The organism is Catalinimonas alkaloidigena (assembly GCF_029504655.1).
Classification (GTDB): Bacteria; Bacteroidota; Bacteroidia; order Cytophagales; family Cyclobacteriaceae; genus Catalinimonas; species Catalinimonas alkaloidigena.
The window spans coordinates 4,839,129-4,852,548 of sequence record NZ_JAQFIL010000001.1; the positions used below are offsets into that span (position 1 = coordinate 4,839,129).

The 13,420-nt window shown below is 38.6% G+C and carries 13 protein-coding genes and 1 pseudogene; 3 read left to right on the forward strand and 11 right to left on the reverse strand.

The window, feature by feature from the left end:
* Window positions 1–5: 5 nt before the first annotated feature.
* The 8 genes from OKW21_RS19770 to OKW21_RS19805 form a co-directional block, all read right to left on the reverse strand.
* On the reverse strand, window positions 6–329 hold the full coding sequence (locus tag OKW21_RS19770) for a PAS domain-containing protein (protein ID WP_277482475.1): 324 nt from the start codon (window positions 327–329) through the stop codon (window positions 6–8).
* 181 nt (window positions 330–510) lie between these two features.
* Window positions 511–888, reverse strand: coding sequence for a response regulator (locus OKW21_RS19775; protein ID WP_277482478.1), 378 nt, complete (start codon window positions 886–888; stop codon window positions 511–513).
* Window positions 889–1,139: 251 nt separating this feature from the next.
* Window positions 1,140–2,498 carry a sensor histidine kinase gene (locus OKW21_RS19780; RefSeq protein ID WP_277482480.1) on the reverse strand — a complete coding sequence of 453 codons (1,359 nt, stop codon included), beginning with the start codon at window positions 2,496–2,498 and terminating at the stop codon, window positions 1,140–1,142.
* Window positions 2,470–3,555, reverse strand: a complete 1,086-nt coding sequence (locus OKW21_RS19785; protein ID WP_277482482.1) for an anti-sigma regulatory factor — start codon at window positions 3,553–3,555, stop codon at window positions 2,470–2,472. The genes OKW21_RS19780 and OKW21_RS19785 overlap by 29 nt, the downstream gene beginning before the upstream one ends.
* Window positions 3,518–3,925 (reverse strand): anti-sigma regulatory factor, encoded by a 408-nt coding sequence (locus OKW21_RS19790; protein WP_277482485.1) that lies wholly within the window; start codon window positions 3,923–3,925, stop codon window positions 3,518–3,520. Before OKW21_RS19790 ends, OKW21_RS19785 begins: the two co-directional genes overlap by 38 nt.
* On the reverse strand, window positions 3,909–4,325 hold the full coding sequence (locus OKW21_RS19795) for an STAS domain-containing protein (protein ID WP_277482487.1): 417 nt from the start codon (window positions 4,323–4,325) through the stop codon (window positions 3,909–3,911). Before OKW21_RS19795 ends, OKW21_RS19790 begins: the two co-directional genes overlap by 17 nt.
* Before the next feature lie 18 nt (window positions 4,326–4,343).
* Window positions 4,344–5,201, reverse strand: a complete 858-nt coding sequence (locus OKW21_RS19800; RefSeq protein WP_277482489.1) for an STAS domain-containing protein — start codon at window positions 5,199–5,201, stop codon at window positions 4,344–4,346.
* Window positions 5,202–5,553: 352 nt separating this feature from the next.
* Complete coding sequence (locus OKW21_RS19805) at window positions 5,554–6,666, reverse strand: fatty acid desaturase family protein (protein WP_277482490.1); 1,113 nt, start codon at window positions 6,664–6,666, stop codon at window positions 5,554–5,556.
* A 382-nt stretch (window positions 6,667–7,048) separates the two neighbouring features.
* On the opposite strand from OKW21_RS19805, the gene parS reads away from it, so the two are divergent.
* Both parS and OKW21_RS19815 read left to right on the forward strand, forming a co-directional pair.
* Window positions 7,049–7,483 carry a type II RES/Xre toxin-antitoxin system antitoxin gene (gene parS / locus OKW21_RS19810; protein ID WP_277482491.1) on the forward strand — a complete coding sequence of 145 codons (435 nt, stop codon included), beginning with the start codon at window positions 7,049–7,051 and terminating at the stop codon, window positions 7,481–7,483.
* Between the two features lie 11 nt (window positions 7,484–7,494).
* Window positions 7,495–7,953 carry an RES family NAD+ phosphorylase gene (locus OKW21_RS19815; RefSeq protein ID WP_277482493.1) on the forward strand — a complete coding sequence of 153 codons (459 nt, stop codon included), beginning with the start codon at window positions 7,495–7,497 and terminating at the stop codon, window positions 7,951–7,953.
* A gap of 259 nt (window positions 7,954–8,212) precedes the next feature.
* Here OKW21_RS19815 and OKW21_RS19820 read toward each other — a convergent pair whose 3' ends face one another.
* Entirely contained in the window at window positions 8,213–8,650 is a 438-nt protein-coding gene (locus tag OKW21_RS19820) for a transposase (RefSeq protein ID WP_277487746.1), read from the reverse strand.
* Window positions 8,651–9,255: 605 nt separating this feature from the next.
* Between OKW21_RS19820 and OKW21_RS19825 the strand changes: the two are divergent.
* Window positions 9,256–10,497 (forward strand): annotated as a pseudogene (locus tag OKW21_RS19825) (IS3 family transposase).
* 762 nt (window positions 10,498–11,259) lie between these two features.
* On the opposite strand, the gene OKW21_RS19830 reads toward OKW21_RS19825, so the two are convergent.
* Together OKW21_RS19830 and OKW21_RS19835 are read right to left on the reverse strand one after the other, a co-directional pair.
* The gene (locus OKW21_RS19830) at window positions 11,260–12,615 is read right to left on the reverse strand and encodes a pectate lyase (RefSeq protein WP_277482495.1); all 1,356 of its coding nucleotides are present in this window, start codon (window positions 12,613–12,615) and stop codon (window positions 11,260–11,262) included.
* 150 nt (window positions 12,616–12,765) lie between these two features.
* Window positions 12,766–13,416 carry a hypothetical protein gene (locus tag OKW21_RS19835; RefSeq protein ID WP_277482497.1) on the reverse strand — a complete coding sequence of 217 codons (651 nt, stop codon included), beginning with the start codon at window positions 13,414–13,416 and terminating at the stop codon, window positions 12,766–12,768.
* Between the last annotated feature and the right edge of the window lie 4 nt (window positions 13,417–13,420).

The following is a 13,420-nucleotide window of genomic DNA, read 5'->3' on the forward strand; positions in this document are numbered from 1 at the left end:
TCTCATTAGCCCAGAATTGGGCTACCATCTTTTCTCACTCTCCATCCTTCTTCCTCAAACTTACCTTCCTTTCTGGCTACTTTTAGTTCATATGCAGGATGATTTCGCTTCATCGCCTCTTCAGGATAGAATATAGAAAAGTGTTGATCGATGATTTCTTCTTTGCTATAACCTTTCAGGTTTTCTACTCCAGTATTCCAGGTGGAAATATATCCTTGAGGATTCAGCATAAAAACGGCATAATTTTTCACACTATTGATCAATAGGCTATACCTGGCTTCGCTTTCTTCTAAAAGCTTTTTGGCTCTTATAGAAGGCGGCTTACTCACGGCTCATCTTTTAACATCTAATCCATAGATAAAAAATTAAGCAAGTAATCTTTATGAAGACAAAGATAGGAAATATATTCCTTTTTGATTTGTCCTCCCCAATATGTGTTTGATAGCCAGTAGATCAGATCAGTTCATCCCATTCAAACTGCTACTTACAAATGCAAGGAGGAAATATAGACTAGACAATGCTTAACATTTTTTCTTTGGTTAGAGGTTTATTAAGCACCTCTTTAATACCTAAGGTGGCTAATCTTTGTAGATCCCTGCTATGCTTTGATGAGGTGAGAACAATTATTCTGTATTTAGAAGCTTTACCAACATCCAACTGCTGAAATGCTTCTATAAAATCAAAACCATCCAAATGAGGCATGTTCAAGTCTAGTAAGATCAAATCAGAACCTTTATCCTGAGAACTTTCGTTCTTAATGAGGGATAGTGCATTTTCTGCCTCTGTGAATATTTCCACCTGATGTGCCACTTTTAACTCAGTAATGATATGCTCATTAACAAAATTTGTGATGGGATCATCATCGATAAGAAAGATTCTTTCAAGCATATTAACCTCAGTATTTTCTGTAAATTCTTTCTTCTATAGCAAGTTATAAAAACAGAATTACAATAAATTTGCCTTTCTGCATAAGAATAAGATTATAAGGAGAATTCTGGGTGGTTTTGAGTACTTATTGCTACACCCTCATCCGATCAGGCTACACAAGCCTACCAATTAAACATATTAGATTGATTGCAATACTCACTTATTTTAAACACTACTTTCCATGAAATGCATTACATAAAAAGCTTTTTAAACTATTCTTTGCTTAAGTGTACCACCTCTACTGGCCAGGTAAAACAGAATCTTGAGCCAGTATTCCATTGAATAGCATCCTCTATCCATATATTTCCCCCTTTTTCATTGACTATTTTTTTTACGATAGCCAGACCAATACCTGTACTATCCACGTCTTTTTTCTTTTGCAGGATAGTAAACATATTAAATACGGCTTCACGTTTATTTAAAGGAATTCCCATTCCATTATCCTCTACAAAATATATGAGCTCTCCTTCCGCTGTTTCTTCAAAACCTACCTTTACTCTTCCTTCTTCTTTATCATTATATTTGATAGCATTGGATAAAAGATTACTCAACACCTGGTCTATAAAAACCTCTTCCGTAAAAAGAATCGGAAGGTCGTCTGCAATTTCAACAAGAAAGTTTTCCGGCTTTACCAGATTTTCTGCCACACTAACTAAAAGCTTCTTTAGATCAACACTTGTTTTATCTACTTTCTCATGTCCTGCTCTACTATAAGCTAAAATACATTCTATAAGATTTTCCATCTTCTCTAACTGTCTTTTGAAGATAGAAAGCATTTTTTCCTGGTCATTTATGTCTCCATCCTCAACGAGTTGTACTACCCCTTTAAGATTTAAAATTGGAGCCTTCAGGTCATGAGAGACAATATGGGCAAATTGATCTAACTCTTTGTTTCTTTTGAATAGAAGCTCATTTTGTATAGCATATTCGTTAGAAAGCTCCTTTATTTTTACATAATTATGCTCTAGCTCATTATTAAGAGATTGAATTTCCTCTAACTGTTCTTTGGTTTGTGACTCTTTAACCCTTAACTCTTCTAAAGTCTTTAACAGTAGATGATTTTGCCGTTTTAGTTCGTCATAAGGTGAAATAGGTGCTACCTGAGTAAAATGATTACGCCAGCCGGAAAGAATCAAACGATTAATGGGTGGATGGCCTACTGGAAGACGCATGGCGATTTTGACACATGTTCCGGTTTCTACATCGCTATCTATGTCAAACTTATCTGATAGCCGCTTACAGTTTATAATTCCTGTGTGTTGCCCATTGATTTGAGTATCTAATTTTTGCAGCAAAGCATCAAGGTTTCTTATTCCCGGCCCCTGATCTGTGACTATCGCTTGTACATAGTAGCTGCTACCTTCTTGAACAATAAAAAAAGTAACCTCTCCTTTACGGGCATAGGCTAGTGCATTTCTTGAAATTTCTGAAACAGCAGTGGCGAATTTGGTCTGGTCAGTAAAATTTAGCCCGGAGATTTCAGCAAGTCTCATAGCTTTTTTATAGGCGATCACCAGATCCAGTTCTCTGTCCAGTGATACTTCAATGATCGGCTTTTGATCCTTTTCCATCTGTACTGGGATGTTTACATATTATAATAGTTGTATCATCATTTCCCCGGCTATAATCCCGGTAGAGACATGCCGCCAGAATTACTGGATCATATTTTTGTATCTGAAGATACTTTGCAATGTCACAACGAGAGATAAGGCCGTCTGAATGAACAAGTAGGAGCCTTCCTCTTTCCCAGGGTATTTCCTGATCATGAATGCGAGATGACATCACATGTCCGACAATTCCGTTGAAAGAAGGTAAGTGTTTAGTAGTATTGCAACTAATTGTTTTTCCAATAATATTTCCTATTCCGCAAAAAGAAAGTACTTCTTCTTTGAAGTGGTATTTTATCGCCATGGCTACCGCTCCCCTGGTTTTTTTAATCTGGTTGTGAATCTCTCTTAATACCACTTCAGGAGAATCTTTAGGCAAAGTCGCGTATACTTCTATGCCAGCCTGGGAAGCTTCGTAAGCTCCTGCACCATGCCCTAAACCATCCAGTAGCAGTAGGTTTAATACCTGGCTTTTCGGTGCATACTCAATATAATACCCATCACCACAAACCTTTTCATCAGGCTTGGCTATCGAAAGGGCAGCAAAATGAAAAGCTTGTATTTTATGATAAAGCTCTTCTGAGATAAAAAAGCGTGATAGTACTACTGTTCCCTGTCCAGGCTGTGAATAAATCTCAAAAAAGTCAGACTGCCTTTGGATAGCTCCCAAACCTTCTCCTGCTGTACCAGAAGTAGAAAAACCATCTTCCAAAGCTTGTGCAACACTACCAATGCCGGGGCCTTTATCCAGTGTCAATATTTCTATACCTTTCTCTTCTTGTTGCTGCACACTTTTCCAGAGCAACTCTCTGCTTCGCTCTCCAAATTTCAATAAATTAGTTGCCAGTTCGGCAACTACAATCTGAAGTTTAGCGATCTTTTCTGAAGGAAAGCCTAATCTTTCAGCTTCTTTGGTAATATCTTTTTTTATGATGGAAAAATAGCTTCTGTCCTCAATTCTGTATCTGACATAAGCTCCTGTACTACCTTTTCCACCGAATGATGGTAACTGTTGTTCCATGCCCCACTTTTGATTGAACGTCAAAAAAATTTACCAGGCGTTTTGCACCGGGTAAGCCTAAACCCAAGCTTTTTCCTGTTGAGAAACCGTCTTGCATTGCTTTGTTTACATCTGCTATGCCTGGTCCAGAGTCTTCAAAAATCACTTTTATTCCTGTCTGCAGTCGCTCAGATACAACCTCTATGGTTGCTTTTCCTTCTCCTGCATAGGCTAATATATTTCGAGCAAGCTCACTAGAAGCCGTAATCAATTTGGTCTGATTGACAACACTCATGCCTATCTTTTGAGCATACTCCCGCAACCGCTGCCGAAACAACACCATATCCTGTTCAGACTTTATTTTAATGGTGTCTTTACTCAAGCTGATCATTATTCTCCCAGTCAGCTCCCTGCTCATCTATATCCGAATTAGCTTCTCTTATTTTGACGTGAAGGAGGGCCATTCCCTTTTCTACATTTAGAGCAGTATGTACTCCAGTAAGGGGTAAACCCAATTCAACAAGGGTAATCGCTACCGCAGGTTGCATTCCCACTACCACTGTCTCTGCATCAAGTATTTTAGACATAGTAGCAATGTTGCCAATGATTCGTCCCATAAAGGAATCTACAATGGAAACTGCTGAAATATCTATGAGTACACCCTTTGATTCATGTTTTTGAACCATTTGAACCAGGTCATTTTCAAGGTTGAGAGCGAGTCTGTCGTACATATCTACCTGGATGGTAACTAACAGGAACGCTCCCATTTTTAATATAGGAATCCTATCCATTTGCTAAATCATTAAAGCTTATCCCAATTTCTTCTTTGTTACAACTAAATTCATTTTATTAAAAGCCTGTTTTAATGCTGAGGCAAGTGTGGCTTTTGTTTGTACACCTTCCAGGTTAATACCTAAATGAACAATGGTCTGGGCTATTTCAGGTTTGATACCACTGATAATACATTCTGCTCCCATAAGGCGAGTGGCATTGACGGTTTTGATCAAATGCTGAGCTACCAGTGTGTCTACAGCAGGTACTCCGGAAATATCCAAAATAGCAATACCGCTTCCCGTATCCACAATCTCCTGTAGCAGGTTTTCCATCACTACTTGAGTCCTTTCACTGTCTAGTGTTCCAATAATGGGTAATGCGAGGACTCCTTCCCATACTCTAATGACCGGTGTGGAAACCTCATTCATTTCATTACTCTGCCGCTGGATTACCTCTTCTCTTCCTTTAACATAAGTTTCAAAAGTCATTAGGCTTAAGCTATCCAGAAGATTGGAAATGTTTAAAATCTCATTCACAAGTTCATCAGGTTCGCCTTTTAGCTCTTCCTGGAGTACACGAATAATTGCTTTTTTCAGGCTCAACACATAAATAGCTGTTTCCCGGGGAGTAAACCCACCATGTGCCCGTGATAAAGATATTCCACTTAATATCTCAATAATGGAATTATACTCCTGTCGCGATATATCTTCATAGTTTTCATATTTAATGACCTGTAAGAAGGCATCAAGCAATTCTTCCGATTGATTTCGCATCTCTTCATTACTCATTAAATCTTCACGTAGCGCGGGATCTTCAATCTGATAATTTATCCAAGTCTGTAAAATATCACTTTTTCTTTTGTTGAGGAGAGTTGGGGTAGTGTTATTGGCCATTAATCAATGCTATTTTAGTAGGGTTAGTCTTTTTTATAATAATGATACCACTGAAGGTAAGGTATTGAACAAATATAGAACTTAATCTATGTTTTCTAGGCTTTCCTCTTTCTTTTTGATGCGGTTATTCCAAATCTACACTCACCAATCTTGCATAGTTTTACGCAAAAAATATTTTGTTCAACCTATTATCAAACGAAGGTTCATTTTTTAGTATTTTGACTTGTCTGTCAGGAAAAGGTCCTACTTTGCTACTGATATCTCATTTTTTTCCATGGTTGTCTTTGATCGCTAAAGGTTAGTTTGCCTCTCAGCAACCAGAAACCCATAACGACCTGTTTTAGGCTAATCACTATTGCTGTGCAGCAATAGTAACGGATTGGCTGGTCTTCTGTCCCAATATTTTCAGCATTCTAATATGGGATTGCAGTGCATGCCCAAAAGTAGGTTTAATGTTGTAGGGCAAATGGAATTCATCAGCCGTTTTTTCCACAATCTGAGCTATTTTTCTATAGTGTACATGACAAATATTTGGAAATAAGTGGTGTTCTATCTGGAAATTTAAGCCGCCAATATACCAATTGAGTACACGGCTATTTTTGGAAAAATTTGCTGTCGTTTCCAACTGATGAATCGCCCATGCATTTTCAATGTTTCCTACTGCATTAGGCAAAGGCTGATGTGCCCCTTCTACAATATGAGCCATTTGAAAGATGGTACTTAGGATCACTCCTGCAGTGAGGTGCATTAACACAAAACCTATCATTACCTGCCACCATAATAGAGAAGTAATCAGTATAGGAAGACCGATTGTCAAAAATAGATAAATCAGTTTGAATCCTGTCAGGCGGAAGTATTCTTTTCCTGCATGGGATTTAAGCTTTTTTATGATTCCCAAACGATGATAGTTGATAAGCTTCATACCATCATCGACGATCATGCGTAGAGTAAGGAAGCCATACAGAAAAAATACATAAATGTGCTGAAAACGGTGAAAGCTTCTAATAGGTGCATGTTTAGACAAGCGTATCACTACTTTAGTGTTGATATCTTCATCCAATCCATGAATATTAGTATAGGTATGGTGAAGCATATTATGTTGTACCTTCCAAACAAAAGCATTGACTCCTACCATATAGATCGTATTGCCCATAAGTTTATTGGTCTGAGCATTTTTAGAGTAAGAGCCATGCAGGGCATCATGCATGACTGACATGCCTATACCTGCTTTAGCAATGCCCATCAGCAGTGCCAGGGGCAGAAAGAGCCACGCATTCAGGGGAAGCGTTATAACAGCTAGATAAGATAAAAGATACAGGCTAATCAACACCACCGATTTGGTGACCATTTCCTGATTGCCATACCGAGAAATGTTATTGTCTTTAAAATACTGATTTACTCTGCTTCGTAAGGTAGGAAAAAATTTAGATTGTTCTTGATTGATAAATTTAACAGAGGACTTCATAGGAAACAGGCTACAGAGGTGATAAAAAATTTAGTGTTTATAACCCCGCTAGTTATTAAAAGGTTTTCCTGCCTTTTTGATTTCTATAGATTTGATGTGTCTTGCCTCTCCTAAAAAGGTCCGTTTCAAACACCTCCCCTCCTACTCTATTATTGGTAGCTGTTTCAAAAAAAATTCAGCTATTTAGTGTGCAAACACAGTATAAGATTCATAGTGCTAAAAGCTATGAATGTACCTGAATATGGATACCTTAGTTTATCTACCTTCCACAAACCTGAACTATACCTGATCAAGTTGACCTATCTAATAGATTTTAACTACGATAACACGACATTTGCTTATTATATTAAACATTTTAAGTATAAATGTCGTATATTTAGACATGCAAGTAGAAATATCCAATGTTACCACTTTACTTGGTTTTGAATTTGACAAGAGCAAGATGCTAGGTCTTGATCCTCACATCTCCATTGCACAGCAAGGTTTGCCTCGTAAAGCAATTGATCATTTGAAACAGAATACAGGCCTAAGTTACAGCTTCTTAGCAGATTGCCTTCATATTAATCTTCGTACTCTTCAACGCTATACACCTGAGCAGCTTTTTTCTCAGACTGTCTCGGAAAGAGCACTTATGATTGCTGATGTATATGCCAAAGGATATGAAGTTTTTGAGGATAAAGCTGCTTTCCAAAAATGGATGAAAACCCCAGTACCTGCTCTATCTGAGCAGGAGCCTCAGCAGCTATTACCCAGTACTTATGGCATTAATCTTTTGCTCATGGAACTGGGAAGAATTGAACATGGGATATTTGCCTGATCTGTTTACCCATGCCTTTCGCCTATCGCATTACCAAAAGTAAATACGCCAGAGACTTATCGGGTACCGGAGCATATCTGAATGGTGGCCGATGGAACTATCCTGGTACTTATATGCTCTACACAGCCAGCAGTGTTGCATTGGCTACTTTAGAAACACTTGCTCACATCAGGAAAGGAATTACTCCTAAAGGTTTTGTATTGGTAACGCTTTATCTACCTGATAGGGAGGTTCCTAAGCTAGAAGATCACCTTCACCTCAAAGAGCAATGGCATAAGCTACCTCCCTATGAAGCATTTACTAAAGAGATTGGGGATACTGATATTTTTAAGAACCATTTTTTTATCAGTGTTCCTTCAGCAGTAACGCTTAAAGACAGAAACTTCCTGATCAATCCATTACATCAGGATATCAACTCAGTAAGGATTGTAGATACTGAACCTTACGATTTTGATCAAAGGTTACTTTGATTATAGCCTAGTAGCTTCAAATAATAAATAATGGCTAAGGTAATCACACACCGTTAAGTCTATACTCGCATTTACTTAAGACTCTAAACAAATACCTTCAAGATCATAGCTTGTCAGTTTGATAAGTAAAAGATTATAAAATAAACCTCGTTTAATTGGTAATGATAATTTAATGAAAATCACTTACTTTAAAGTGTTTATTATTATAAATAATGCGAATCAAGAGTTAATAAACATTAAAAAAGAGGCAGCTGCTAGTTTACCAAATACATGGACATACAAACCAGTTGAAAAGTGATTCAATAGGTTGTCTGACTGTGGAGACTGCTTTTGAAAATAAATCATCAGCCGCCTTGTTGTGCTGTCTTTCTTGTTCAGATTGACCTTTAACAAGCTTTACAGGGGTATAAATGAATGTATTCTGTTGCTTTTCTAAGTTTTTGTTGAGTGGCTGATCTGCATAAATTTTATCGCCAAATAGGGCTTTTCCTGCAAGTTTAGGCAAGATTGGTCTTACAGCAGTTAGATCATGTGTTGAAGCTGGAGTCAATCCAACAAATTCTGGAACAGGTAAAGTGTATGGAGCATGTTTGGCTACAACATGAAGTTTTACACCGTAGTAGTGAGAGTTTTTAGTAGAGCAAAACCCTTTATCAGACAATGCTCTGGCTACCGCCCGGCGGCCGGTTTTGCTTATCTTTTTGCACTACAAAGCATGATTGGCAGCGAATCCATCAGACTGATTTCTTCTGAGGTCTCTCTGCCAACTTTGGATAAAAAATATTCTGCTAAGCCTGGAAGGACATCAGAGAGCCTATTTAGGCGAGCATTAAAGGCTTGGTAACTAGGCAAAGCAGGAAACCAAGACCTTAAGTAAGCAGAAGCATGCCTCCAGATGGATTTAATTTTATACTTTTCTTCAAAAAGCATGACGTATATATAAATGGTCAACAGTTCTTTATCAGTAAATTTAGGTTCCGAGGAATTATGGCTATGCCGTTGACAGCACCATCTTAATTGTTTATCATAACAATCGCAGATGTGGTAGTATAGGGCTATTAATTGTAATTTGTGCATACACAATCAATGGCTTAGCTATCACATCTGTTCCTTTTACCTCTTTACCCTTGATTCGCATGATATACAAATACTTAAATTAAATATTCAGGAACCTCACTCTCTGCAGGGTCCTGAACCTAAAGCGCATCTTACAGCAAAGCCCTTTAAATCATATGATTTTGAGGGCTTTTTTTTTAAGCTGTGTCTCGTCCTAAAATAAGTTGACAGAAGCTTGACTTATTTATGAAAAGACATCAAAATGCAGAAGAATCTCAAAAAAAGCGCACGCAACGGGACTATACACTGGGCTTTAAATTATCGGTATTAGATCAGGTAGAAAAAGGCGAACTGAGCTATAAACAAGCCCAGCAGAGATATGGTATTCAGGGAAGGAGCACAGTTTTAGTTTGGTTAAGAAAGCATGGGAAGCTAGATTGGAGTAAACCTTCACACAACATGCATCCTATGCCTAAATCCAAAGAAACTCCTGCCCAGCAGATTAAGCGTTTAGAGAAGGAGTTGGCCGATGAGAAGGCCAGAAACCTGATTCTGAATAGGATGATCGACATCTCTGATAAAGAATATGGGACGGCGATCCGAAAAAAGTTTTCCCCCGGGCAACAAGAGAACTCCAGCAAGAGCGCCAAGTAAGCCTGGCATCCTCTTGTAGTTTGTTCGGGGTAAGCCGTCAGGCTATCTATCAGGGAGAGAGACGATATACCCGGCGTACATCAGTACTGCTGAAGGTAAAAGAATTAGTAGTTGATACGCGTAGACGTATGCCTCGCATAGGTACCAGGAAACTGTACCTTGCTTTCCGGTGCGTTTGATACTATGGGCGTCAAGATTGGTAGAGATGGGCTGTTTTCTTACTTGCGCCAAGAGCGTTTGTTGATAAAACCCAGGAAGAAGTATACCAAAACCACTGACTCCAAACATTGGCTCAAAAAATACCCTAACTTGTATCAGGACAAGGTGTTTATCAAGCCGGAGCGTTGTTTTGTCAGTGATATAACCTATGTGAAGTCATCGGAAGGGATACATTACTTATCGCTGGTCACCGACGTCTATTCAAGAAAAATTATGGGGTATCATCTCAGCAAGGACATGAGTAGTGAAAATGTAGTAAAAGCTCTTCAAAAGGCTGTCAGTAACAAAATGAGTGATCAGAATACTATCCACCATTCAGACAGGGGGCTACAGTATTGCTCAGAAGTATACCAGAAGGAACTACGAAAAAACAAAATGATACCCTCAATGACAGAAGGATATGATTGTTATCAGAACGCACTGGCTGAAAGAGTGAATGGAATTTTAAAAGATGAGTTCTTACTTCATAAGTGTAACACCTTCAATGAACTCTCCCAAGTCATAGACGAATCCATAAAAACGTATAATCATGAAAGACCACACTTAAGTTTAGGGTATCAAACACCTGAATTTGTACATCAAAATGCCATTGAAGAATATCTCCAGTGGTCTTAATTTTAACACTAAAAAGTGTCAACCTATTTTAGGACTAGTCAAGGATATCAAATAAAACCAAACAAACACAAATCATTCGGTGACCTTTTTTAGTTTTTTATTCCTATAAATTGTGGTTCATTGATTTGTATTGGCAGATGTCAAAATAAAGCAAATTAATGCAATTTGATCATCTGATCATGAGGCTATGTACTTTGGAATAAGCTTATTTCTTTCCATTACCGATAGAAGCTTCTTGAAAATCACAGTTTTTTATTCTCAATCTTTGACTCTCAGATACAGTATGCGCTGGGGTATCAACTGAAGAATCCTACGCTGATGAAAGCTGAGTGGATGAAGAGTTTATGCAGGTCAGAGTAGATAAAATGTTTGAAGAGCAGTCTTTTACTTTTATGGTTAGGTTTGAGGTGATACATTGATGAAAATTTAGCATTTTAATATAAACCGAAATTCTGAATCAATACGATAAGCCAGTAACTGTCTATTGATGTATAATACAATTTACACTTTTCCTTTACTGTCCGGAAGATTTTCACCGTGCAGATTGGTATAACCTTCGGTATTCAGTTGAAAAGCTACCCATTATTGAAATTGTCAGTAGCAATCTCTCGGATGTAATAATACTATTGATATGCAGTACCGTTTTCTTCATCACTCTTTGAAACACGATCTCATGCATCTTTTTAAGCTTTTCTCGGCCTACAACAATTTGAACCATTATGTAAACTCTGCATGATGTATAACAAACCTGCCCGTCCTAGTTCAATGAATACTGTTTAGGTATTTCTCCAACATGGTATAACCATCTTCTGCAACCTTATTCCTGTCATCGGGGTTATCCAAATCCAGTCCGTTCTTCCTTTCCCATTCGTCAGGCATGCCGTCATGATCGGTATCTTTTGGAGCGGGGGCGCTTTCAAGAACCGGCCAACTGCCTACATCACTTTGCGAGTCAATGATTCCGCTTGCATTTGAAGGATCGGCAACGCTATGTTCCTTTTTATAAATTTCACCTTCATAGGTAGCATAACCACCACGGACTTCTTCGATAATGCGAGTATCTATTGCATCTCTTTTAGGTAAAATTACCCCAGCATTATCAAGAACAGTTTCATATGCTTCTTCTGCTGTTTGAAGATTTATTGGCATGGATGGCCATGGTTTTGTAAGTCTTAAATATGAAGTATCTTCAACGCCGTCTTGAGGTTGTACACCGCCCCCCCAATTATTAGCTGTGACCTCAGGATTGCCCGACATATAATTGTCTGCTATATACCATTTTCCATAATCTGTTTTTACATCACGATACCAGGGATTTGCGATGCGATATGATACTTCGCCTGATTCTGTTGCCGGACCAGGCTTGTAATAGTTGGCAACAATATTGAATTCTGAGAAATTGAACTTATCATTTCCAACTTGCTGTTTTTCTCCACCATAAAGACTATTGTATCCCCAATTATAAATCACATTGTTTCTATAATCGGTAAATCCGGCCCCTGAAGCCATTCGGGGATTGCGACTGCTATGATGAGCCAGTAGATTATGGTGGTAGGTGCTATGATTTGAACCCCAGATACCGCCAAACCCGTGTGAACCTTTTACATGATTCGATCCATACAAGCTTTCTGAAATAATAGACCACTGCACGGTAATGCTGTCACCATGATAAACAGACATGGTTTCATCAATACTCCAGCTTGCTGATAGGTGATCCAATATGATGTGCTTTTTGTACCTGCTGGAAACCGCATCGTAATCATTGCCCGATACATCACCGGGACGGACTCTGATATACCGAACTATCACATGGTCTGCATCAATGCTAAGGGGATGGTTCTTAAGCGTAATTCCATCGCCAGGCGCTGTCTGGCCTGCAATGGTAATATAGGGGCTCCTAATTGCTATCGGACTATTAAGCTCTATATTCCCCGACACCCTAAAAACCACAGTTCGAGGAACGGAGGCTTCTACAGCGGCTCTCAGACTGCCTTCTCCACTATCATTTAAATTTGTTACCTCGTAAACAACTCCACCTCGTCCACCTTTAGAATATTTTCCATAACCTTCTGCTGCCGGAAAGGCCAATTGTTGAGACCATAAATTATAGATCGTCAATATTGAACACAGTCCTGTTAAGATTATTTTTCGCATTTTATCAGTTTTTTTGGCTTAAAATTGAAAATAACTACCTTTAAATCCCTTCTTTCTGTATCTCTATTTTAGCTAGATTCACCAAACATATTTATTGTACTTGTTATGTTTCATTTACCTAATCCTCACTTTTCTTTCTGTAGTATAAATTCTATGTTGCTTTTCCATCTGGCCCGGGCAAATCCATAGCCGTCTCCCTCCGGCACAAGGACCATTGGAATGGGGCAGGAATTCCACCTGTATCCTGCTTCCCTTCTCGATGGAAACATTTTCCACTACTTCTTCATGAGGGGAATATTCTTCTATGCCTTTCCCATGAATTCTAGGATTTTGGAATTCCATTACCTTATTGCCTCCCATTCTCATGATGTAGGTACATTCTCCATCCGATTCCAATAGCGAAGTAAAACGAATGGTGTAGCTACCAGTAGGGAGTTCAAACAAAGATGAGGCAGCACCCCATTGGTCGGTGGGTTGGTCTACAGTGTTAATGGCAATGGCTTCCCTAACCTTATCATAATATGCAGGAGAAAATCCTTCTACCTGCAAATTCCAATGATCCGGCTCAGGTAGCTTGGCCGATAAGCTAAAAGTACTTTCCGGAACAGACGGATGACCTTCTTTATGCCCTGTCACCTTGTCCTGAAATAAGGGCTGCAAATAAGATACGGCTTCCTGTACCCTATTACTATGGTGACTGATGGCCCATGAAGCTCCAATCATGAGCGAATAAGCAATAATTAATTTTAGGTTTATGGAATTCATTGAT